Annotated in this window: 20 protein-coding genes and 1 other RNA gene; 14 read left to right on the forward strand and 7 right to left on the reverse strand. The window is 72.2% G+C overall.

The window, feature by feature from the left end:
• The first annotated feature begins 203 nt into the window (after positions 1-203).
• The 8 genes from EUA06_RS19575 (at position 204) to ssrA (ending at position 9,102) form a co-directional block, all read left to right on the forward strand.
• Positions 204-1,337 carry an ROK family transcriptional regulator gene (locus EUA06_RS19575; protein ID WP_129478937.1) on the forward strand — a complete coding sequence of 378 codons (1,134 nt, stop codon included), beginning with the start codon at positions 204-206 and terminating at the stop codon, positions 1,335-1,337.
• A gap of 35 nt (positions 1,338-1,372) precedes the next feature.
• Positions 1,373-2,665, forward strand: coding sequence for an extracellular solute-binding protein (locus EUA06_RS19580; protein ID WP_207208451.1), 1,293 nt, complete (start codon positions 1,373-1,375; stop codon positions 2,663-2,665).
• A gap of 112 nt (positions 2,666-2,777) precedes the next feature.
• Positions 2,778-3,686: a carbohydrate ABC transporter permease gene (locus EUA06_RS19585; RefSeq protein WP_129478939.1), complete on the forward strand. Its 909-nt coding sequence runs from the start codon at positions 2,778-2,780 to the stop codon at positions 3,684-3,686.
• Positions 3,683-4,522: a carbohydrate ABC transporter permease gene (locus EUA06_RS19590; protein ID WP_129478941.1), complete on the forward strand. Its 840-nt coding sequence runs from the start codon at positions 3,683-3,685 to the stop codon at positions 4,520-4,522. Before EUA06_RS19585 ends, EUA06_RS19590 begins: the two co-directional genes overlap by 4 nt.
• Positions 4,523-4,526: 4 nt before the next feature.
• Complete coding sequence (locus EUA06_RS19595) at positions 4,527-5,948, forward strand: glycoside hydrolase family 3 protein (RefSeq protein ID WP_129478942.1); 1,422 nt, start codon at positions 4,527-4,529, stop codon at positions 5,946-5,948.
• The gene (locus EUA06_RS19600) at positions 5,945-6,859 is read left to right on the forward strand and encodes an ROK family protein (protein WP_242498265.1); all 915 of its coding nucleotides are present in this window, start codon (positions 5,945-5,947) and stop codon (positions 6,857-6,859) included. Before EUA06_RS19595 ends, EUA06_RS19600 begins: the two co-directional genes overlap by 4 nt.
• Positions 6,860-6,905: 46 nt before the next feature.
• Positions 6,906-8,669, forward strand: coding sequence for a hemolysin family protein (locus EUA06_RS19605; RefSeq protein ID WP_207208452.1), 1,764 nt, complete (start codon positions 6,906-6,908; stop codon positions 8,667-8,669).
• Positions 8,670-8,731: 62 nt separating this feature from the next.
• Positions 8,732-9,102, forward strand: a transfer-messenger RNA (tmRNA) gene (ssrA, locus tag EUA06_RS19610).
• Between the two features lie 75 nt (positions 9,103-9,177).
• Here the strand turns inward: ssrA and EUA06_RS19615 are convergent.
• The 3 genes from EUA06_RS19615 to EUA06_RS19625 form a co-directional block, all read right to left on the reverse strand.
• Positions 9,178-10,464 (reverse strand): nucleotide disphospho-sugar-binding domain-containing protein, encoded by a 1,287-nt coding sequence (locus EUA06_RS19615; protein WP_129478946.1) that lies wholly within the window; start codon positions 10,462-10,464, stop codon positions 9,178-9,180.
• 13 nt (positions 10,465-10,477) lie between these two features.
• Positions 10,478-12,586: a glycosyltransferase gene (locus tag EUA06_RS19620; RefSeq protein WP_129478948.1), complete on the reverse strand. Its 2,109-nt coding sequence runs from the start codon at positions 12,584-12,586 to the stop codon at positions 10,478-10,480.
• 82 nt (positions 12,587-12,668) lie between these two features.
• A complete protein-coding gene (locus tag EUA06_RS19625; RefSeq protein ID WP_165354461.1) occupies positions 12,669-13,856 on the reverse strand; it encodes a glycoside hydrolase family 6 protein in 1,188 nt (395 codons plus the stop codon).
• Between the two features lie 175 nt (positions 13,857-14,031).
• Between EUA06_RS19625 and EUA06_RS19630 the strand changes: the two genes are divergently transcribed.
• A complete protein-coding gene (locus EUA06_RS19630) occupies positions 14,032-16,059 on the forward strand; it encodes a GNAT family N-acetyltransferase (RefSeq protein WP_129478952.1) in 2,028 nt (675 codons plus the stop codon).
• Positions 16,056-16,544 (forward strand): GNAT family N-acetyltransferase, encoded by a 489-nt coding sequence (locus tag EUA06_RS19635; RefSeq protein ID WP_129478954.1) that lies wholly within the window; start codon positions 16,056-16,058, stop codon positions 16,542-16,544. Before EUA06_RS19630 ends, EUA06_RS19635 begins: the two co-directional genes overlap by 4 nt.
• Here EUA06_RS19635 and EUA06_RS19640 read toward each other — a convergent pair.
• From EUA06_RS19640 to EUA06_RS19650, 3 genes are read right to left on the reverse strand one after another with little or no spacing between them, the layout of a single operon-like run.
• On the reverse strand, positions 16,541-17,053 hold the full coding sequence (locus tag EUA06_RS19640; protein WP_129478956.1) for a putative immunity protein: 513 nt from the start codon (positions 17,051-17,053) through the stop codon (positions 16,541-16,543). The genes EUA06_RS19635 and EUA06_RS19640 overlap by 4 nt on opposite strands.
• Positions 17,050-17,922 (reverse strand): cobalamin-binding protein, encoded by an 873-nt coding sequence (locus tag EUA06_RS19645; RefSeq protein ID WP_129478958.1) that lies wholly within the window; start codon positions 17,920-17,922, stop codon positions 17,050-17,052. The genes EUA06_RS19640 and EUA06_RS19645 overlap by 4 nt, the downstream gene beginning before the upstream one ends.
• Positions 17,923-17,932: 10 nt before the next feature.
• A complete protein-coding gene (locus EUA06_RS19650) occupies positions 17,933-18,724 on the reverse strand; it encodes a MerR family transcriptional regulator (protein WP_129478960.1) in 792 nt (263 codons plus the stop codon).
• 109 nt (positions 18,725-18,833) lie between these two features.
• Here EUA06_RS19650 and EUA06_RS19655 point away from each other — a divergent pair, with 109 nt between their 5' ends.
• Positions 18,834-19,187, forward strand: coding sequence for a nuclear transport factor 2 family protein (locus tag EUA06_RS19655; protein WP_129478962.1), 354 nt, complete (start codon positions 18,834-18,836; stop codon positions 19,185-19,187).
• A 30-nt stretch (positions 19,188-19,217) separates the two neighbouring features.
• Positions 19,218-19,628 (forward strand): HIT family protein, encoded by a 411-nt coding sequence (locus tag EUA06_RS19660; RefSeq protein ID WP_129478964.1) that lies wholly within the window; start codon positions 19,218-19,220, stop codon positions 19,626-19,628.
• Between the two features lie 9 nt (positions 19,629-19,637).
• On the opposite strand, the gene EUA06_RS19665 is transcribed toward EUA06_RS19660, so the two are convergent.
• Positions 19,638-20,708: a phosphatase PAP2 family protein gene (locus tag EUA06_RS19665; protein ID WP_165354462.1), complete on the reverse strand. Its 1,071-nt coding sequence runs from the start codon at positions 20,706-20,708 to the stop codon at positions 19,638-19,640.
• A 124-nt stretch (positions 20,709-20,832) separates the two neighbouring features.
• Between EUA06_RS19665 and EUA06_RS19670 the strand changes: the two genes are divergently transcribed.
• Together EUA06_RS19670 and EUA06_RS19675 are read left to right on the forward strand one after the other, a co-directional pair.
• Positions 20,833-21,012: a hypothetical protein gene (locus EUA06_RS19670; protein ID WP_129478968.1), complete on the forward strand. Its 180-nt coding sequence runs from the start codon at positions 20,833-20,835 to the stop codon at positions 21,010-21,012.
• Positions 21,009-21,983 carry a hypothetical protein gene (locus EUA06_RS19675; RefSeq protein ID WP_129478970.1) on the forward strand — a complete coding sequence of 325 codons (975 nt, stop codon included), beginning with the start codon at positions 21,009-21,011 and terminating at the stop codon, positions 21,981-21,983. The genes EUA06_RS19670 and EUA06_RS19675 overlap by 4 nt, the downstream gene beginning before the upstream one ends.
• Positions 21,984-22,015 lie beyond the last annotated feature (32 nt).

Consider the following 22,015-nt stretch of genomic DNA (forward strand, 5'->3'; position numbering starts at 1 on the left):
CCACCCACATTCGGGGTGCTTGGAGTGTGGCTCCACCACCGCCTGTGCGCGTGTCGTACGTCGACGCGCCCGGCAGCGGTGGCCCACCCACGTTCGGGGTGGCGGGAAGGTGGCTGGACCACCGCTCGGCGGGCCAGGTCAATGGCACATCGAGCCCACCAGGTGCTTGACACCGGATAAGTAAGTGCGGTGAACTAACTAATGTGACCCCGCACACACCGGTCGGCCGCCCATTGCGACCGCAGGGCAAGCTCCTCCAGGAGGACGCCCGCCGCCACCACCGCTCGCTGCTGCTCCAGCAGCTGTTCCGCGACGGACCGGCGAGCCGCGCGGACCTCGCCCGGGCGAGCGCCCTGACCCGCGTCACCGTGTCCGACCTGGTCGGCGAGATGGTCGCCGAGGGCCTGGTCACCGAGCTCGGCGCGCCGGAGGGTTCGCGGGTCGGCAAGCCGCCGATGCTCGTCGGCCTCGCCGCCGACTCGCACCACATCATCGGACTCGACCTGTCCGAGACCGACTCGATGTCGGGCGCGGTGGTCAACCTCGCCGGCACCGTCCTGGCCCGCCACGAGGTCCACGTGGACGGCGCCGAGGGGGAGCAGGCAGTCGAGCTCGTGCTCCGGCTCGCCACCGAGCTGATCGCGATGACCGATCGGCCGGTGCTCGGCATCGGCGTCGGCAGCCCGGGTGTCGTCGACACGGCCGGCACGGTCATCGACGCCCCCAACCTCGCGTGGACCGACACCCCCCTCGCGGCCCGGCTGGCCGCGGCCCTCGACCTCCCGGTCTTCGTCGCCAACGACGCCAACACCGCGGTGCTCGGCGAGCACACCTTCGGCGAGTCCGGCGACGGCGGGCTGATGGTGCTGCGGGTCGGCACCGGTGTCGGAGCCGGCTTCGTGCTCGGCGGCTCGCTCCTCCACGGCCACCTCGGTGCCGCGGGCGAGATCGGGCACGTCGTGGTCGACCCCGACGGCGAGCGCTGCGCGTGCTCGCGCACCGGTTGCCTGGAGACGGTCCTGGCGGCCCCGCGGCTGCGGCGTACGGTCGCCGCCCCCGGTGTCGACGGTCCGGCCGCCCTGGCCGACGTCGGCCGGCAGCTCGGTGAGGTGCTCGCACCCATCGTCGCCGCCCTCAACCTGCACGAGATCGTGCTGAGCGGCCCCGCGGAGCTGCTCGACGGACCGCTGCTCGACGCAGCCAACCGGACCATCCGCGAGCGGACGATGCCGATCAGCTCCACGGGGCTGGCCGTCCGCACCTCCAAGCTCGGCGAGGACGTCGTGGTCGTGGGAGCGGCCGTGCTCGTGCTCGCCGGAGAGCTGGGCGTCTCGTGAGCGCCCTGACACCCACCGATGAGAGGAACACTGTGGTGAAGATCAAGAAGTCACTGACCGGTGTGGCCGTCGCAGCGCTCGCGCTGACCACGTTGGCCGCCTGCGGGAGCGACGACGACGGAGGGTCCGACGGCGGGGACGGCGGTCCCGAGTCGGCCGACATCCGCGTCTGGCTCAACGGCACGGACACCCCGCAGGAGGCCCGCGACTGGCTGAAGGAGACCTTCGAGGACCAGAACCCCGGCTCCACGCTGACGATCGAGCAGCAGGAGTGGGACGGCCTGGTCGAGAAGCTCACGACCGCCCTGTCGAGCGAGTCCGAGACCCCCGACGTGGTCGAGATCGGCAACACCCAGGCGCCGACCTTCACCTCGGCCGGCGCGTTCTCGCCGCTCACCGACGAGCTCGACGACCTCGGGGGCGACGACCTGCTGCCCGGGTTCGTCGAGGGCGCCACGGTCGACGGGGAGACGTACGCCGTCCCCTACTACGCCGGCTCGAAGTACATCTTCTACCGCAAGGACCTCTTCGAGAAGGCGGGCCTCGAGGTGCCTACGACGCTCGACGAGTTCGTGCAGGCCGCGATCACGCTGAAGGAGGAGAACCCCAAGCCGGCGAACTTCTCGGGCTTCTGGTTCCCCGGCCAGGACTGGCGCAACGGTGCGGCCTTCGTCTGGGCAGCGGGCGGTGACCTCGCCACCGACGACGGCGGCGAGTGGACCGGTGCGCTCTCCTCGCCCGAGTCCGTAGCAGGCCTCGAGACCGCGCAGGAGCTCTTCATGCAGGCTTCGGGTGCTCCCAAGGACGGCAACGAGGCCGACCCGTGGACGCCGTTCTGCGCCGGCGAGGTCGGCATGATGTCGACGCCCGGCTGGGTCAAGGGTCTGCTCGAGGACCCGGAGGCCGGTTGCCCCGACGGCTTCGCCAAGGAGGTCGGCGTCTTCGCGATGCCCGGCGCCGACGGCTCGCCCGCACCGGTGCTGCTCGGTGGCTCCGACATCGCGGTCGCCGCGAAGTCGGCCAACCAGGACCTCGCCGAGGAGGCCGTCGCGCTGATGCTCAGCGAGGACTACCAGACGATCATGGCCGGCGCCGGGCTCACGCCCGCCCGCACGTCCCTGGCGTCCCTGCTCGGTGACGACGAGTACGCCGCCGCGACGCAGGAGGCTGCGTCCAACGCCAAGCTCACGCCGGCGGCGCCGGGCTGGGCCAACGTCGAGGGCTCGCGCGTCCTGGAGGACCTCTTCAGCGCCATCGCCCAGGGCGGTGACGTCCAGGAGCTCGCGACCAAGGCCGACGAGCAGATGGCCAGCCAGCTCAACGGCTGACCGGCACCAGCACGACCTGCAGAGGCGGGGGCGGCGCGAGTCGCTGCCCCCGCCGCTGCCTGCCCGCACGCCACAATCAAGCGCAGCCCGACCGAGCACGAGAGGACCAAGCATGAGCGGCACGACCGACACCCGCCGCAGCACCCCGCTGCCGTACGCCCTCGTGCTCCCCGCGCTGCTCGCCCTGGCGCTGGCGCTGGGCTACCCGCTGGTGCGACAGGTCGTGCTGTCGTTCCAGGACTTCGGGCTCGCGCAGCAGTTCGGCCGTCCGCCGGAGTGGGTCGGACTGCAGAACTACCGCGACCTCGTCGGCGACGGCTACCTCTGGCGGGTCACCCTCCGCACGATCCTCTTCTGCCTGGTGAACGCGGCGGTGACGATGCTGGTCGGTGTCGGGCTCGCGCTGCTGATGCGCCACATGGCGCGCGGCGTACGACTCCTCGTGCAGACCGGGCTGCTGCTGGCCTGGGCGATGCCGGTGGTCGCGTCGCTGACGGTCTGGCAGTGGCTCTTCGACACGCAGTACGGCGTCGTGAACTACCTGCTCACCGGGCTCGGACTCGACTACGCCGGTCACCCCTGGCTGCTGCGACCGCTGTCGTTCTTCTTCGTCGCCACGGTCATCGTGGTCTGGATGAGCGTGCCGTTCGTGGCGTTCACGGTGTACGCCGCGCTGACGCAGCTGCCCGAGGAGATGCTCGAGGCGGCCGAGATCGACGGCGCCGGCGCGCGGTCGCGGTTCCGCCACGTCGTGGTGCCGACGATCCGTCCGGTGCTGCTGGTCGTCGGGCTGCTGCAGGTCATCTGGGACCTGCGCGTCTTCACCCAGATCTTCCTGCTGCAGGAGGCCGGCGGCAGCGCCCGCGACACCAACCTGCTCGGCACCTACATCTACCGGCTCGGCATCGGCGGTGGCGAGTTCGGGATGTCCGCCGCGGTGGCGATGTTCATGCTCGTGCTGACCGTCGTCCTCACTGCGCCCTACGTCCGGACGATGCTCCGGCAGGAGGCGGAGTCATGAGCCGACCGACCCCTGCGCCGCTGCGCGCCGCCGCCAACACGATCGGCATCCTCGCCTTCCTGGTCGCCGCGTTCCCGGTCTACTGGATGGTCAACAGCTCCTTCCTCGACCGCAACGAGATCCGCAACCCGGTGCCGACGTGGGTGCCGTTCGGTGGCGACCTCGACAACTTCCGCACCGTCTTCGCGACGGACCAGTTCGTCAACGCGCTCCGCGTCAGCCTGATGGTGACCGGCCTGACGGTCGTGGTCGCGCTGGCCTTCGCGTTCGTCGCCGCGGTCGCGGTGTCGCGCTTCCGCTTCCGCGGCCGGATGTCGTTCATCGTCACCCTGCTGCTGATCCAGATGATCCCGGTCGAGGGACTCTTCATCTCCCAGTACAAGATGCTCGAGGCGGCGGAGCTGCTCAACACGGTGGTCGGCCTGACGCTCGTGTACGTCGCCAGCGTGCTGCCCTTCACGATCTGGACCCTGCGGGGCTTCGTCGCCGGCGTCCCCTACGAGCTGGAGGAGGCGGCGATGATGGACGGCTGCACCCGCGTCCAGGCGTTCTTCCGGGTGACCCTCCCGCTGCTCGCGCCCGGCCTGGTGGCGACCGGGGTGTTCGGCTTCATCCAGGCGTGGAACGAGTTCACCCTCGCACTGGTCGTGATGACGCGCGAGGACCAGCGCACCCTGCCGCTCTGGCTCTCGACCTTCACCGACGTCAACCGCGGCACCGACTGGGGCGGGATCATGGCCGGCTCCACGCTCATCGCCGTGCCCGTGATCATCTTCTTCCTCGTCGTCCAGGGGCGGATGGTCAGCGGACTGACCACCGGCGCCGTGAAGGGATGAGCCGATGATCGAGGGCACCGACGTCCGCACGTTCGCGCTGCAGGTGCTCCTGCCGGGCTTCTCCGGCACGACGCTGCCCGACGACTACCGCACGCTGCTCGAGCAGGGCCTCGGCGGGGTCTGCTACTTCGGCAGCAACACGGCCGACGGCACTCAGGCCCTGGCCGAGCTGAGCGCGGCCATCACGAGAGCCAACCCGCACGCGGTGATCGCGGTCGACGAGGAGGGAGGCGACGTCAGCCGCCTGCACACCCGCGAGCCGAGCCCGGTGCTCGGCGCTGCGGCCCTCGGCGCCGTCGACGACGTCGCGCTCACCGAGGACGTCGGACGCTGGGTCGGCACCGAGCTCGCCGCCGTCGGCGTCACCCTCGACCTCGCCCCGGACGCCGACGTCAACAGCAATCCCGACAACCCGGTCATCGGCACCCGCAGCTTCGGTGCCGACGCCTCACACGTGGCCGCCCACACCGCCGCGTGGACCCGCGGGCTGCAGTCGACCGGTGTCGCGGCCTGCGCGAAGCACTTTCCGGGGCACGGCGACACCGCCACCGACAGCCACCTCGCCCTCCCGAGGATCGACGTGGACGCCGAGACGCTGGCCGCGCGCGAGCTGGTCCCGTTCACGGCTGCCATCGAAGCGGGGGTGGCTGCGGTGATGACCTCGCACATCGTGGTGCCGTCGCTCGACCCCGACCGCCCGGCGACCCTGAGCCCGACCGTGCTCGGCCTGCTCCGAGAGCACCTGCGGTTCGACGGCGTGATCGTCAGCGACGCCCTCGACATGGCCGGCGCCTCCGCGGCGACCGGCCTGCCCGAGGCCGCCGTACGCGCCCTGGCCGCCGGCTGCGACCTCCTCTGCATCGGGCCGGACAAGCCCGCGTCGCTGGTGGCGGAGATCCGGGACGCGATCGTGGCGGCGGTCCACGACGGCCGGCTGGTCGCCGCCCGGCTTGCCGAGGCCGCAGGCCGGGTGCGGTCGATGACCGTGACCGGTGCCGAGCGGAGCGAGCCCGACCAGCGCCGCCAGGTCGGGGCCTCGTCTGCGGCCCTGGCGGTCGACGGTGACCTTCCCGACCTCACCGGAGCGCTGGTCGTCAGCGTCGAGACGGTGGCCAACATCGCGGTCGGTGCGGTGGCGTGGGGGCTCGAGCCCGACCACCGGGTCGACCCGTCGGCCACCGGGCTGCGCGCTGCGGTCGCGGACGGCGTACCCCTCGTCGTGCAGGTGCGCGACGCGCACCGGCGGCCCGACCTGCTCGACCTCCTCCGCTCGATCGCGGCCGACGGCCGCGCGGCCGTGGTCGTCGAGTGGGGCTGGCCGGGGACGTGTGACGTGGGGCTTGCAAGGATCAGCACACGCGGCTCGTCCGGTCCGGGCGTGGTCGCGGTGACGGAGCTGTTGCGAGAGGCAGGGTGGGCGCGGTGACCGCAGGCACGCGGGCGGTCGGCCTCGACATCGGCGGCACCAAGACCCACGGCGTCGTCCTGGCCGACGACGGCTCGATCCTCGCGCAGGTGCGGAAGTCGACCCGGCCCGGCGCCGACGGCGTGGTCGACACGGCGGCGCGGGTCTTCGCGGCGTTGGGGCGCGAGGTCGGTGGGCAAGGACACCTGACCGGTCCGGTCGGGGTCGGCGTGCCCGGCCTCGTCGACGTCGCGCGCGGGACGCTGCGGCATGCGGTGAACCTCGACGTCAACGGCGACGACCTGCCCCTGCGCGACCTCCTGGCCGAGCGGCTCGGCGTGCCGGTGCTGCTGGAGAACGACGTCAACGCCGCGACGCTCGCCGCTCGGGCGCTCGTCGACGCGGACGACGTGGTCTACCTGAGCGTCGGCACCGGACTGGCCGCCGGCCTCGTGCTGGACGGGCGGCTGCGCCGCGGCGAGCACGGAGCGGCCGGGGAGATCGGGCACCTGCCGGTCGACCCGAGCGGTGCCGTGTGCGGCTGCGGACAGGTGGGGTGCCTCGAGACGATCGCGTCCGGTCGTGCGCTCGCCGAGGCGTGGCCGACGCCGGACGGTCCGCCGGCTGCCGACCTCTTCGCCGCGGCCGCCGCAGGCGACGTCAAGGCCGTCGCGGTGCGTGACCGGTTCTGCTGGGGCGTGGCCAACGCCGTCCGGGCGCTCTGCCTGACCATCGACCCCGAGCGGATCGTGCTCGGCGGCGGGGTCAGCGAGGTCGGCGAACCGTTGCACGAGCAGGTCGTTCTCCAGCTCCGGGCGCTGGGGGAGGGCTCGGCCTTCCTCGCCTCGCTCGGCCTGGCCGACCGGCTCAGCATGGTGCCGCTGCACTACCCGGTCGCCGCCGTGGGCGCCGCGCTCGTCGCTGCGGGCTGAGCTTTCCCGTCTGCCAGCGCCACCGGCCGGTCGCTAGGTTGTGGCGGTGTCCGGAACCTGGATCGACGTCCTTCTCGTCCTCGGCTTCATCATCGTAGGCGGTGTGTTCGCGGCGACCGAGATCGCGCTGGTCTCGCTGCGCTCCGGCCAGGTGGACCGCCTCGAGAGCCAGGGCGGTCGCGGTCACGCGGTCGCCTCGCTCGCGCGGGACCCCAACCGGTTCCTGTCCGCAGTGCAGATCGGCGTCACGGTCGCCGGCTTCTTCTCGGCCGCCTTCGGTGCCTCGACGCTCGCCCCGTCCTTCGCACCCGCCTTCGAGTCGCTGGGCGCCCCGTCCCCCGACACGGTGTCGCTCATCGTCACGACCCTGGTGGTGTCGTACCTCTCCCTCGTGCTCGGCGAGCTCGTGCCCAAGCGGCTCGCGCTGCAGCGCTCGGTCGGCGTCGCCAAGCTGTTCGCACCCCCGCTGGGCGGATTCGCACGGGTGATGACGCCGGTCATCTGGCTGCTCTCGCTCTCCACCAACCTGCTCGTCCGCCTGCTCGGCGGCAACCCCGACGCCGCCGGCGACGAGGTCGACGAGGAGGAGCTGCGGATGATGATCTCCGGCCACGAGGACATCCCCGCGGGCGAGCGCAAGATCGTCGACGACGTCTTCGAGGCGGGCGACCGCTCGCTCAGCGAGGTGATGAAGCCACGCGGCGACGTCGTCTTCCTCAGCGGCGACCTGACGCTCGCGGCGGCCGTGGCCGTGATCGTCGAGCAGCCCTACACCCGCTACCCGGTCACGGGGGAGTCCTTCGACGAGGTCCTCGGCTACCTCCACCTGCGCGACGTCCTCGGCCGCGCCGACGACGAGGGCCACACGGTCGCCGACCTCGCCCGCGACCTGCCCGTGCTGCCGCGCACCAACCGCGTGCTGCCGTCGATCGACCAGCTCCGCAGCCTCGGCGCACACATCGCCCTGGTCGTCGACGAGTACGGCGGCACCGACGGGATCGTCACCCTCGAGGACCTGATGGAGGAGCTCGTCGGTGAGATCCACGACGAGTACGACCGCGACGCCGAGGTCGCGGCCAACGCCGATCCCAAGACGGTCGATGCCGGCCTGACCATCGAGGAGTTCGGCGAGCGGACGGGCGTCGAGCTCGAGGACGGGCCCTACGAGACGGTCGCGGGCTACGTCCTCCACCGCCTGGCGCGGATGGCGGATGTCGGCGACCTGGTCATGGTCGAGGACCGGCCGCTCGAGGTCGTGGAGGTCGACGGCCACCGCATCACCCGCGTACGGCTGCACGAGGCGGTGCCGCCTCCCGGCGACGACCACGACGGCGACGGAGCCGGGTCGCAGACGACCGCGCAGCAGGACGCCTTCGCCGCGTACTTCGCGCACTGGGGGTTGTTCCTGCCCGACGCCGCCGTCGCCTCCCGGACCGACGGGCACGTGAAGGGCAGCGGCTGGTCGGTGCGCTTCCGCTGGCAGGACGACGGCGGGCTCCTGGTCCGAGCGGGACATCGGATGACCAACGAGCGCATCTTCGTCCTCACGCCGGAGGGGGAGGAGACCACGGCCGACATCGAGGTGCCGTGGGAGGCCATGGTCTTCCCGAAGGACGCGACCGCCGAGCAGCGGGCCGAGGTCGAGCGCGACTACCGCGCGTCGTGGACGCGCCACCGCGACGCCGTGGACGGGGGCGGCCTGGCGTACGACCACCAGGTCCCCGCCGGGCTCGCCGAGGGCAACGACCGCGAGCTGTGGCGGCTCGACGACGGCGAGTGGCAGGCCGAGCCGCTGCATACGTTGGAATAGCGTGCGGCGGACGTCGGTTGTGCCGCGTAGAGTGGTCACGCACCACCATTGAAAACACAAGAGGGGCTGATCGGTTTCGACTTGGGACGTTAGTTCCAGGGGAAGCGGGTCGAGAAGCCAGCGTCATCTCGTAAACGATCGCTGGAAACCTATAGTTGCCAATTCTGAGCGCAACGACTTCGCTCTCGCTGCCTGAGCAGTGACCGAAGGGTCTGACCGGGCATCCGTCTCCGTCCCGGACCCAGGCCTCATCTAGGAGACTTGCTGGTCACTCTCTGTCAGGAGGGGTGACCGGGACTCAATCCTGACTGGGCCTGTCGGCGACGTGTCTGTGCGAGCGCCGGGGCCGAGAAAAGCGACATCACTGACTGCACCCGGAGAAGACCTGGATCGACGCTCGAGGACCGGGGTTCGATTCCCCGCAGCTCCACTCGCGCGCAGCCCTCTTGACGACAGCCGTCCCGACACCCGTCGGGGCGGCTGTCGTACGTCCCGGGCCGTACGCCGATCAGCCGCGCAGGGCTGCCCGGGCGACGTCGCGGCCCGGTGCCCGCCGCAGTCCGTCGCCGATCGACCGGGCCAGGTGCGGGGCGGGGCCCTCGAGCACGGCGCGCGCCGCGGACGTGAGATCGGCGGAGGTGGCGGTGTTGGGGTCGAGCGCCGTTCCCAGCCCGGCGGCCTCGACCGCGGCGGCCCCCGCGAACTGGTCGGTGGAGAACGGCAGCAGGACCATCGGCACGCCGGCGGTCAGCGACTCGGTGACGCTGTTGTTGCCCCCGTGGGTGACCAGCAGGGCGGACCGTTCCAGCAGCGCCACCTGCGGCAGGAAGGGACGGAGCAGCCAGCTCGAGGGGACGTCCGGCAGGCCGGTGGCGGAACCGGTCGCCACCGCGACGCGCAGGCCGAGCGGTCGGAGCGCGTCGAGCACCGTGGCCAGCACGTCCCCGCGCGCGGAGAGGAAGCTGCCGAAGCTGACGTAGACCACGGGGGCGTCGTCGGCGGCGAGCCAGTCCTGGACGTCGTCCCCAGCGGGCTCGTCCCGCACGGCCGACCCGAGGAACGCGTGAGGCGGCAGCAGCGTCGTACGAGCGGGGTCGTGGAGGGCAGCCGGGTAGTTGAGCAGGAGCAGGTCGCCGTGCTCGGCGAACGCGTCCGTCGATGGCGTGGCGCCGGGGGCCAGGACGTGCAGCGCGGCGTTCCACTCCGCGGTGAAGTCGTCCCGGACGTCGCGGCACAGTCGGTGGAGTGCCGCGAGCTCGGGCGTCGACGGGGTGAGTGCGGCGGGCCAGGCCGGCGGGTAGCCGTAGACCTCGTCGCCGACCGGGAGCGCGGTGGGGTGACCCAGCACGACGTCGGCGTGGGGGACACCAGCGGCCGCCAGGCCGAGGCGGGCGCTGAACGCCAGGTGGTCGACGATCACCTGGTCGGGCTGCACCCGGTCGACGACGTCCAGGACGGCCCGCGCCCGGTCGACCGGCTCCCAGAGCAGGTCGTTGCGCCGGGCCTCGGCCTGGTAGCGCAAGGTCGCCACCATGCCGTGGCGGGTGGCGGCGAAGAAGCCACGCAGCGCCTCGTCCTCGCCGGGAGGCTGCTGCTCGGCCCGGATGACGCCGGGGTTCGAGCCCCTGCCGAGCACCAGCTCGGCGCGGCGGAAGCCGAAGTCGGCCACGATGTCGGCCGTCGCCGGGCCGGTCGCCACCACCACGGACTCGCCGGCGTCCTGCCAGGCCGCTGCCAGCGTCGCCAACGGCAGCAGGTGTGAGGCGTAGTCGGGGCTGATCACCAGCAGGGTCATGCGGGCAACCGTGTCACGAGCGACCCGCCGTGCGTGCCGCGCCGGCGTAGATCGCGCCCAACCGCTCGGCCATGGTCTGCACGGTGAAGTCGGCACGGACCCGGGCCACGGCCCGGTCGATCCGCTCGTCCTGGTCCGGAGCGTTGGCGAGGTCGGACGCGGCCCTCATCGCCTCGGCCAGCTCGGCCGGACAACGGGTGTCGACGAGAACCCCGGTCACCCCGTGCTCGATGTAGGTGGCCGGTCCGCCCGCCGAGGGGCCCACCACGACCAGCCCCGAGGCGAGAGCCTCCAGCAGCGCGAGGCCGAACTCCTCCTTGAGGCTGCTGCACACGTAGATCCCGGCAGGGCCGTTGCCGCCCGGTCGGCCCGTCCGCGCGGCCGCCAGCCAGACCGACACCACGTCGTTGGGACGATGGCCGGGCATCAGCACGCCCTCCGCGGCCCCGGGGCACTGTGCGAGGACCTCGCCGATCAGGTCGAGCTGCTCGCGCTCGTCCGCTGAGGGATCGGCCATGTCGCCGCCGACGATGAGCAGGTTGCTCCCCTCGCGCAGCTCGGCGTCGCCGGCCCATGCCTCGACCAGGGTCGCCATCCCCTTGACGCGGTGCAGGCGGCCCACGCTGATCACGAGCGGCAGCCCTCTCCGGTGCTCGGGCAGCGTGGCGACGAGCTCGTCGAGCTCGGCCAGCGCGGGGCCGGGGAGCCCTGGCCGTTCGAGCTCGGCCGCGGCCGCGGCGCTCACCCGGAGGTCGACGCCCTCGGGCACGACGGTGAAGCGGTCGGGCTGCGCGGTGACGTCGAGACCGAGCAGGTCACGCATGTCGTCCTGGAGCCGCGGACGGGGGAAGAGGACGATGTGGGCGGCGTCCGCGGCCAGTCGCTGCACCAGACGGGCACGGAACCAGTAGTGCTCGCGCTCGTCCTCGGAGCCGAAGTTGCCCCGGTGGAGGCCGCCGGTCATGTCGAGGGCGTGGATCACGGCGTGCGGGTCGGGTGCGAGCGTGAAGACCACGGGGATGCCCAGCTCGCGGGCCACCTCGGCCGCGGCGAGGCTGCCCACCTCCGCCATCCGCAGGTGGAGCACGTCGACCCGGTGCGTGCGCAGCACGCGGCGGATCCCGCGTCCCGCGGCGACGCGCGACGGCCACGCCTGCGCAGCAGACGTCGCCTCGGTCAGCAGGGGCACCGGGGTCAGCAGGTGACCCTCGTCGGGGGAGAGCGCTGCCACGGCGGCGCGGGGGGTGCCTCGAGAGAGGGTCAGCACCCGACCGACTCCAGGCTCTGCAGCCAGCGCGTCGCCGAGCCGGACGAGGAGCGTGGCGACGCCGCCGTTGTCGCCGGCGCCCGCGCGACTGAGGTCCCGGTCGATGTCGGCGTGGAGGAAGAGCTGGGCCACCGTCAGGCCGGGTGCGGCACCGGCAGGCTCCACGGAGTCGATCCCCAGGTCGACGGCGGCCAGCCTGGCGACGGTCCCGAGGTCGTCGTCCGTCGCGCGCAGGTCGCGCACCAGCGCCACTGCGGCGGGGTCGGTCGGGCGGTCGCCGAGCGCGGCGACGGCAGCGGCCCGCGCCGTCGGGTGCTCACCGGTCGCGGCAGCCACCTCGAGCAGTGCGCGGCTGGCGATCGGACCCGGCACCAGGCCGAGGGTCTCGACCAGCCTGGCGCGCACGGCGGCGCTGGTCGTCGCGGCGAGCGCACCCTCGACGACCGGTGCGATCTGGTCCGGTGCCGAGACGGCCCACCCCGCGAGGGTCCGCTGGGCGAGGACCCCGGAGAAGCCACCGCCCGCGACGACCCCGACCAGCCTGCCGATCGCGTCCAGGCGCGGCAGCCGGCTGCCGAGCGCCCAGCTCGCGTGCTCCCGCAGGAACGGTCGCGGGTGCGACAAGAGCTCCGACAGCACGGCGTCGGCCCCGTCGTCGAACACCTTGGCGAGGGCGTGCACGGCCGCCACCGCGGTCAGCTCATCGGGCTCGTGGATCGTCGAGGCGAGCAGCGCCACCGACTCCGGTCCTGCGCTGGCGGCAGCGGCGGCAAGGTGGTCCGAGCTGCGCAGCACGTCCACCACGAACGGTGCCTGCTGGACCTCGTCGAGGGCGCGCAGAAGCGACAGGGGCATGCGTGTTGTTCGGAGCCCTCACCGCACCGGATGGCCGCGGCAGGCACGGTTCTCACCCGTGCTCGGACACGGACCTGAGCGCTCAGCGAGGACCGGTGGCGGTCCAGGGCGTGCTGCGGGCCATGTCGAGCGCCCGGCTGGCGACGAAGGGGTCGGCCTGGTTGTAGAGCCAGGGCCGGCCGAACCACACGAAGCCGTCGACGTACTGCGCGGCGATCGTGCGTTGGGGCTCGGGCAGGCCCCACTGGGGGTCGGCCGGGCGCGGCGTCGGCGGGATGCCAAGGGTCACGCACCGCTTCATGGTCCGGGTGGTGCAGGTGCGGGCGTTGTTGCGCACGTCCTTCTTCGACGCGGGGACCATGTCGGGCCAGCGGGTGGGGCGCCCGGACTTCGCGGTGTCGACGATGAAGTGCTTCTCGCCGTATCCCGCGGCCTGGAGCAGCTCGAGGATCTCGGCGCCACGGTCGATGTTCTCGACGGGACCGTTGTAGTGCGTGGAGTCGAGGGCGAAGCCGCGGGCGTACTGGATGCCGGAGAGCTTCAGGATCTCCGCGCAGCGGTACGACTCCTGTGCCGTGCCGTTCTCGCACCAGTCGGCTGCGCCTGCGTCGATGTAGACGCTGGTGTTCGGCAGGGCGCTCAGCGTCTGGGTGGCCCACGTGAGCAGCGCGGACTTCGCTGCGCGGTCCGGGGCGCAGAGCAGGAAGGGGCCGTCGGGCTGCATCACCACGAGCATGTGCGCGCTGCCGATGCCGGCGGCGAGCTCGGAGATCCACGTGCGGTAGCTCGCGGCCTCGGCCGGCGTGGTCGCGCGCCGGCACGCCTCTCCCTCCCACGGCTTCATCCGGAAGACCGCGGTCTGGGCGAGGGTCTCGGGGTTGCCCGCCTGCGCGGACGCGAGATAGCTGGTGACGGTGGAGCGGATCTTGCGGTCGGGGACGAACGAGCCGTACCACTTGGTGCGTGGACGGTCGGCGATGGTCGCTAGCGCCTCGCGAGTGGCCCCGGTCGAGCGGGTGAACGGCCGCCAGACCTGGTCCTGCGGTCCGCGGTAGACGCCCCACAGGCGACCGGCGAGGGGGTTCGTCGGGTTCTCGGCGTGAGGGGCCACTGGTGCCAGCCAGACCGGCAGCGCCTCGGCGCGCGCCCGTTCGGCTCCGCTTCGGGAAGTCGGCGTCTCCGGCGCTCCACTGCCTGCGGCGGGCACGGCGAGCGGCGCCGCCACCAGGACGGTGGCGGCGAGGACGCGGACGAGCGGAGCGAGGCGCATGGTCCGCACATCGTGGGGGAGCCCAGTCAGGGCCCGCGGCGTTTTCGCGATTTCGGGCAACGAGCGGCCCCCCACGTGGTCCCGACTCGGCGGTTGAGATGCGAGCGCAGCGAGCCTCGAAACCACCCTGTTGACGACGGACCCGTTGTCGGTGGGTTGTCTTATAATCGAACACATGATCGACGCGCTGGCAGGACCCGGAACCGTTGAGGCAGACGCCCTCACCGCCTCCGACCTGCTCGCCTCGATCCGCGCCTCCCGCGACCTCGAGAACGCCGAAGCCGCTCGTCAGCTCGACCTCGCCGCTCGGTGGGCCGATCTCCACCCACCGGAGTCGATCCACTCCGCGGCCGCGTTCACCGTGCCCGGCACGGACCACGAGGAGCCTCTCGCGGGCGAGGGGTGTCCGCTGGTCGCGGAGTTTTGCGTCGCCGAGCTCGGCACCGTCCTCGGCATCTCATCGACCTCGGCGAAGAAGCTCATCGGTCACGCCCTCGAGCTGCGCCACCGACTCCCAAGGCTGTGGACCCAGGTGCAGTCCGGGCACGTCCCGCCGTGGCGGGCACGCACCGTTGCCGAGACGACCATCCACTCGACTCCTGCGCTGACCCGCGAAGCGGCGGGGTTCGTGGATGCCCAGGTCGCCGCGGTCGCCGGACGCATCGGCCCCGCGCAGCTGGACCGGCTGGTGGCAGAGACCATCAAGCGCTTCGACCTCGCCACTGCGGACCCGGCCTCCGATCCGGAGGACGGATACCTGTCGGTCGACCCGCGCCACGCGACCCTTCATGACGAGGACGTCCACTTCGCCGGGACGATGAGGTTCGAGGCGGAGCTCGACATTGCCGACGCCCTCGATCTCAACCACGCAGTGGCTCAGAAGGCAGCGGAGCAGAAGGCCCTCGGCTCGACCGAACCGCTGGACGTACGCCGGGCGAAGGCCCTCGGCGACCTCGCCCGCACCCAGACCGCCCTCGACCTCCACGCCACCGGTGGTCGAGCAGCCGGTGACCCACCCCTCGACGGTCGAGTAGCCGGTGAGGAACGAGCCGGCGTATCGAGACCCGACCTCCCCACGGCCCGCGAGGTCGTCCTCCACGCCCACTTCGATGCCACGGTCGTGGACGAGCAGACCGTGTTCGGGCCGACCGGCCGGATGGAAGAACGCCAGCGGCTGATCCTGCTCGACCAGTTGAAGTCCTGGTGCGGCGACTCGCGCACCAAGATCACCGTCAAGCCGGTCATCGACCTCAACGCTCACCTGACAGCACCCGGCTACGACATCCCCGACCGGATCCGCGAGCAGATCGTCCTCCGAGACCGGACGTGCGTGTTCCCGCATTGCAGCAGGCCAGCCCGCGGCTGCGACGTCGACCACGTCATCGCCTACGACCACGCCGCCGGAGCAGAAGGCCGACGACAACCCGGCCCCACGACGTCCGCCAACCTCGCGTGTCTTTGTCGTTTTCACCACCGACTCAAGACCCACACCGCCTGGCGCTACCGCGTCACCGGACCTGGCTGCTTCGAGTGGACCAGCCCCACGGCCGCCACTACCGACGCGATCCCACCGGGACCGTCACGATCGACGACCACGGACCGCCCGACATCCCGCGACCCCGCCGACGATGACCCCGCCCCGCACCCCCTGATCGAGAGATCTAATCAGGGGGTCGAGGTGCGCCCTGTGTGGCAGCCTGCACCCGTGACCGTCCTCGCGACCCTGCGCACCTCGGGCTCGATGGTGACCCTGCGACGCGCGGTCGTCGGTGACCTGCGGAGCATCGTCGAGCTCCTGGTCGACGACCCGTTGGGCCTCGCCCGCGAGGGAGGAGACGGTCCCGACGCGATGCGGCCCTACGTCCGTGCCTTCGAAGCCGTGGACGCGGATCCGGCGCACCTCCTCGTGGTCGCCGAGGACGGCGGCCGGGTGGTGGCGACCCTCCAGCTCAGCTTCATCCCCGGGCTCGCACGACGAGGCGCCCTGCGTGCCCAGGTCGAGGGCGTGCGGGTCCACCCAGAGGTGCGCAACGGCGGACTGGGGCGAGCCCTGCTGCTATGGGCGAGGGACGAGGCCGAGCGTCGGGGGTGCGCGATGATCCAGCTCACGAGCGACAAGCAGCGTGCGGACGCGCACCGGTTCTACACGCGACTTGGCTACGTCCCCTCGCACGAGGGATTCAAGCTGGAGCTCCCGCGGTGAGTGCGTCGATCGACCGGACGTCGATCCGCATCGCGCCGATGACGCGCGCGCACGCCGAGGACATCACGACGTGGCGATACGAACCGCCCTACGAGGTCTACGGCATGGAGGGTGCCGAGCCCGACGAGCTGCTCGACCCCGCCGCGGGCTTCCACGCCGTCCTCGCGGGGGAGGAGCTCATCGGCTTCCGCTCGTTCGGGCCGGACGGCCAGGTGCCCGGGTGGGACTACGACGACTCGGCGCTCGACACCGGCGGTGGACTCCGACCGTCGCTGACGGGTCAGGGCCTCGGCCGGTCCGTCATCTCAGCAGGACTCGACTACGGGCGCGCGCAGTTCCAGCCCGCCGCGTTCCGGGTGACCGTCGCCTCGTTCAACGCCCGCGCCCGTCTCACGGTCGAGTCGCTCGGCTTCGAGCACGTCGGGTCGTTCGCGGCCACTCGCGACGGCCGTCCGTTTGACGTGCTGGTCAGGCGCGAGTCCTAGTCGAAGACGTTCCAGCAGATGTCGTTGCGCCGCTGCTGGTCGTCGAGCACCAACGAGCGCACGGCGTCGGGCAGGCGGTCGCGCTGCCACTGGCACTCGGCGCGCCGCGCCTCCTCGGCATGCGAGGCGGAAGCGGCGGCGACGGCAGCCTTGATGGCGTACGCCGCGGCGCCGAGGTCGTGCTCGGCGACGTGGGCGACGACAGCTGCCTGGCCGGCGGCGTACGCAGCGAACCTGGGCGCGCCGCGCAGGTCCCGGGCGGCGCCCATTGCGTGCCCACCCAGCGTCCGGGTCGCCATCATGGCGAGATCGCCGACGACCCAGGCGCGGGCAGCCTCGATCGCCGCTCGAGGTCGCGCGTCGTCCGGCATCTCGGTCTCGAAGAGGGGCAGCACGTGCTCGGCGCAGTCCGCCGCCCACAAGGCGAGGAGGCGGTGGTGCTCGTCGGTGAGCGAACCGCCCCGGCGGACGGTGACGAGCCGTGGGTCGCGGACCTTCGGCAGGATCACGCGTCGACGCGACGGGCCGCTGCAGGTCGACCCTGCGGGTGCAGGATCTCCGCCAGCACCTCGACGCCGTCCACGAGCCGCGGGCCTGGGCGCGCGAAGTGGCCGTCCGCGTCGACGGCCCACACGGGCACCCCGGGGAAGCGGTGGCGCACGTCCTCCGCGAGCGGCGTGCTGCCCTCGAGGTCGAAGCCGCAGGGCGCGCAGACGACGACGTCGGGGGAGGATTCGACGGCCTCGTCCCACGTGATGCGGCTCGACCGGGTGCCTGCGACGCCGAGGGCGGGTTCGCCGCCCGCGCGCGTCACCATCTCGGGGATCCAGTGGCCGGGCGCGAAGGGCGGGTCGGTCCACTCCAGCACGAGCACCCGCGGCCGCGGCCGGCCGGCGACCCGCGCCTCGACCGCGGCGAGCCGGTCCTCGAGCGACGCGATGAGCGTCGCGGCCTCCTCGACCCTGTCCGTACGACGACCGATGTCGGTGATCGACGCCAGGACGTCGGCCAAGGTGTGGGGATCGATGGTCGCGACGTCGGCGCGGCAACCGAGGTGGGCGAGCGCGTCGTCGACGGTCGAGACGTCGATCGCGCAGACGGCACAGAGGTCCTGCGTCACCACCAGGTCGGCGTCCAGCTCGGCGAGCGCGCCGGCGTCGAGCCGGTAGAGGTCCTCACCAGCAGCCACCGCAGCACCGACGAAGTCGTCGATCTCCTGCGGCGTGAGACCTTCGGGCATCGCCGATGTCGACACGACCCGGCGCTCCCGCGCCTCGGCGGGGAAGTCGCACTCGAACGTCACTCCGACCACGTCGTCACCCGCACCGACGGCGAAGAGGATCTCGGTGGCCGACGGGATGAGGGACACGATGCGCACGTGCGCGAGCCTAGGACACCCGGAAGATGGGCCACCCGATCTCGGTGCGCCAGGCGGACGGGTCCGGGTCGTCGGCAGGTCCGACCAGGTAGGTCTCGCGGACGGGCCCCGCCACCGCGAGCGCGTTGGCCACGACCCACGACCCGAGCTCGCCGTAGGTCACGTCGGAGGAGTCGTGCGGGCCGACGTGGGTCGCGACGGCCAGCTCGACCGCCGGCAGGGTCACCGGCCGCACCCGGCCACGGCTCGGCGGGTCTGCCGCCGGCAGGTGGACCAGCACTCGGCCGCGGCCATCCTCGAAGAGCGCGTTGTCGAAGACACCGCCCAGCGGCCCGGTCGGGGCATCCACCGCCGCGTCGAGCTCGGCCTTCGCTCCGGCGTACCACGCGGCCACGGCGTCGACGTCCACGTCGTCCTCGATCGCGGCGACCGTCGTCTCGGGCACTGCCCTCAGCTCGACGGCCAGCGGCACCGGGTCCGGGTCGAGGAGGCGTCTCAGGGACACGACGGCGGTCCGGGTCCGGTCCAGCTCGGCCTCGAGCCGGGCGAGGTGGTCGGACACGAGCGCAGCGCGGCTGCCGGGGTCGGCCGACTCGATGATGCGCCGGACGTCCAGGAGGGGTACGTCGAGCTCGCGGAGGCGGTGGATCACCTGGGCCGTCGGGATCTGGTGCGGGTCGTAGGACCGGTAGCCCGTGAAGCGGTCGACCGACGCAGGGACGAGCAACCCGGCCTCGTGGTAGCGACGCAGCGTCCGCACGCTCAGGTGCGTGAGCTGCGAGAACTCACCGATGGCCAGCACGGCGCCAGTCTGCACCCTCTCCCCGGGGGAGAGTCCCGTCCTTGACCCTGCCCGCGCGGGACGCAGCACCGTGGAGGCACCAGAAGCCACTCACGAGAGGAACAGCACGATGAACGACACGACTGCATTCGCCTGGGACGAGCTCCCCCAGGTCGTGGCGGACTACCTCCGGGCGCACGTCGTCCAGGACTTCGCGACCGCGATGACGTACCTCCCCGAGGACGTCACCGTGATCGACAACGGGGAGGTGCTCCAGGGCCGCGGGGCGACGTTCAAGGTCTTCGACCAGTCGGCCAAGGACTACGACGTGGACACGACCCTGGGCTCGGTCTCGCGACCTGCGGACGACGTGTGGGAGGTGGAGACCCACCTGTCGGGCAATTTCCCCGGCGGCGAGGTCGACCTGCGGATGATCTTCACCCTCGTCGACGACGTGATCCAGAAGCTGGAGATCACGGTCTGAGCCCGGGTCCGAGGTGAGAGGCTCGAGGCCATGAGCGCCTGCATCTTCTGCCAGATCATCGCCGGCGTCCTGCCCGCGGAGATCGTGCTCGAGACGGACGACCTGGTGGCGTTCCTCGACACGCGTCCGGTGTTCAAGGGCCACGTGCTGCTGGTGCCGAGAGAGCACGTCGACACCTTGCCCGACCTGCCCGCCGCGCTGCGCGACCCGTTCATCGAGGCGGCCCAGCGGATCGCCGTCGCGGTCAAGGATGCGCTCGGCGCGCAGGGATCGTTCGTCGCGATCAACAACACGGTCAGCCAGTCGGTGCCGCACCTGCACCTGCACGTCGTGCCGCGCACGAAGGGCGATGGGCTGCGCGGGTTCTTCTGGCCCCGGACGAAGTACGCCGACGGCGAGGCGGCGTCGTACGCCCAGCAGCTGCGCGACGCGCTGGCCTGACGCGAGGGGTCAGGCCCCGCGGGTGCCGATCGCGTCGCGCTCCGGGCGGTCGGCAGCCCGGAGGGCGGCGCGGAACGTCCACGGCTCGTCTCGCCGGCGCAGTGGGTTGCCGGTCGCCCTGGCCGCGAGCACGAAGGCCGCGACGCCGACCCCGATCCCGGCCACGACGTCGACGAAGAAGTGCCAGCCGAGGTAGATGGTGGCCACCATCGTGAGCGCGAGGAACGTCCAGGCAGCGACCCGGACCAGGGCCGGCAGGCGCATCGCCTCGGCGACGAGGCAGATGGTCAGCATCACGGCCACGTGCAGGGACGCGAAGGCCGCGATGGTCTGCACTGTCTGCGTGTCCCACGGTCCGCCGAGCACCTCGATGCGGTCGGAGAGCAGCATCTCGTGGACCGAGGTGTTGGGCGTGCGGGGCAGGTCGGCGAACCACTCGGGCGAGGAGTAGATCGGCCCGAGCGACGGCACCGCGTAGTAGAGCGCGGCGCCGAGCATCCAGTCGACCGACACCGCGGTGACGTACCACGCGCCGTAGGTCGACCGGCGGGTCCACACGAGCGCGATCGCCAGGCTGGCCGGCACGAGGCCGATCCAGATCAGGTACACCGCAGCCATCACCCAGTTGGCCCACGAGGTGCCGAGGACGTCGTGGAGGAGCACCGCCGGGTCGTGGCCCATCCACAGCAGCCTGTCGAGGCGCGCGAGCTCGGGATCGGCGAGCCGGTCGGTGACGAACGGGACGTAGCTCTTGAGGTTGCGGAAGGCGACGTAGGCGACGTACCACGTCACCAGGCCGCTCAGCGTGAACCTGATCTGGTCACGGTTCCAGCGCTCGACCGCCACCGTCCGGAGGGTGGGGCGCGCCGTGCTCCCGCTGCGGCGGGCCAGCAGCACCCAGCGCGCGAGCACGTCGAGGATGACGGCCGACGCCACGATGACCGGCAGCCTGAACCAGGTCGGCAGGGAGGCGCCGTCGGGGTCGCGCAGGGGCAGGTGGAACGTCCATGCCACCAACCCCGCGGCCATGGCCATCGCAAGCGCGACGACGGCGGCGGCCCGGAACTCCCCCCGACCCATGGGCCCACCGTAGCGACGCCCCGCCGTGAAGGGCACTCCCTGCACCGAACCACCACGATGCCTGCACCTCGGCGGCGCAACCGATCGGGGCGCTGGCGCGTCTCCTGAGCGACAAGGGGGCCACATGCGACACCTGCGCGTCTCGGGCACCGTCCTCGCGGCGATGGCCCTGCTCACTGCCTGCACGCCCACCACGGCGTCGATCCCCGAGCTGTCCCGTCCGACCGAGGCGGCGAGGCCCGGTGTCGTCACCTCCACGGTCACCGGCGCGCAGCTCGGCCCGGCTCGACGATCGTGGTCGTGACCAACGTGCGGGAGCGAGGCGCTCCCGCGTCAGGCCTGGCGACCTCGCTCGAGGTGATCACCCCTGATGGCGTCCGGCACCCCGTCTGGTCAGTCGACCTCGCGGACGACGGGGAGTTCGCGCGCGACTTCGACCTGGCCGACTGGCGCCCCGAGCTCCACACGGCGCTGCTCCGCTCGGCCGGGGACGACGGCCGCGACCGCGTGGTGGCGTACCACGTGACCACCGGTCGCACCCGGGACCTGCGCCTGCCGCGGCGAGCGATCTCCGCGGCACTCGATCCTGACGGCACCGGGATCCTGATGACGCTCTCCGGCCGAGACCCGACGAGCCGGACCGTGTCCCAGACGTGGGGCGGCCGGCGGACCCGACTGCCCGGCACGGGCGGCCACCCCATGACGTCGGTGGACGGCCGCATCCTCGTGACCCCGACAGCCGAGCGGCACGCGTGGTCAATTGTCGACCTCCGTCGCCGGATGGCGAAGGACCTACTCGTACCGGGCTTCTGCAGTCCGATCCGCTGGCTCGACCACGACAGCGTGCTGACCAGCTGCTACGCGGACGCCGTGAACACGTTGAGGTCCGTGCACCTCGGGGGTGGCTCGACCGTCCTCGGGCCGACCCACCGGCCCGGCCACGCCAGAGTGCACAGCTACGGCGACGCCGTCCGCGCCGCCGGCTCCCGGTGGTACCTCGCGTGGAGCCGACGCGGGGAGCTCGCCCGGGGCACACGACCGAACCGCGTGACGAGGGTCCCGCGCACGTCATTCCTCATGCACCTGTCGCGCACGCCCGAAGGCCGGCTGCTGCTCGCACGGAGCGACAGCACCTTGGAGGCGCCGTCCTTCCGGGCGGTCCTCGAGGTGCTCGACCCGACGAGCCGCACGAAGGACGTCCTCGTGCGCCTGGCGCCGGGCCAGGCGTGGCGCTCGGTGATCGGCGCGACCGAGGTGCGGCACTGGAATCCCTGAGGACTAGGGTCGGCCGCGAGCAAACCGCCCGA

Origin of the sequence: Nocardioides glacieisoli (assembly GCF_004137245.1) — a bacterium.
In the GTDB taxonomy this organism is placed as follows: domain Bacteria; phylum Actinomycetota; class Actinomycetes; order Propionibacteriales; family Nocardioidaceae; genus Nocardioides; species Nocardioides glacieisoli.

Coding starts and splice junctions, on each gene's coding strand:
- EUA06_RS19585 (WP_129478939.1), top strand. CDS start 2,778: ATGAGCGGCACGACCGACACCCGCCGCAGCACCCCGCTGCCGTACGCC.
- EUA06_RS19590 (WP_129478941.1), top strand. CDS start 3,683: ATGAGCCGACCGACCCCTGCGCCGCTGCGCGCCGCCGCCAACACGATC.
- EUA06_RS19595 (WP_129478942.1), top strand. CDS start 4,527: ATGATCGAGGGCACCGACGTCCGCACGTTCGCGCTGCAGGTGCTCCTG.
- EUA06_RS19615 (WP_129478946.1), bottom strand. CDS start 10,464: ATGACCCTGCTGGTGATCAGCCCCGACTACGCCTCACACCTGCTGCCG.
- EUA06_RS19620 (WP_129478948.1), bottom strand. CDS start 12,586: ATGCCCCTGTCGCTTCTGCGCGCCCTCGACGAGGTCCAGCAGGCACCG.
- EUA06_RS19625 (WP_165354461.1), bottom strand. CDS start 13,856: ATGCGCCTCGCTCCGCTCGTCCGCGTCCTCGCCGCCACCGTCCTGGTG.
- EUA06_RS19630 (WP_129478952.1), top strand. CDS start 14,032: ATGATCGACGCGCTGGCAGGACCCGGAACCGTTGAGGCAGACGCCCTC.
- EUA06_RS19655 (WP_129478962.1), top strand. CDS start 18,834: ATGAACGACACGACTGCATTCGCCTGGGACGAGCTCCCCCAGGTCGTG.
- EUA06_RS19660 (WP_129478964.1), top strand. CDS start 19,218: ATGAGCGCCTGCATCTTCTGCCAGATCATCGCCGGCGTCCTGCCCGCG.
- EUA06_RS19665 (WP_165354462.1), bottom strand. CDS start 20,708: ATGGGTCGGGGGGAGTTCCGGGCCGCCGCCGTCGTCGCGCTTGCGATG.
- EUA06_RS19670 (WP_129478968.1), top strand. CDS start 20,833: ATGCGACACCTGCGCGTCTCGGGCACCGTCCTCGCGGCGATGGCCCTG.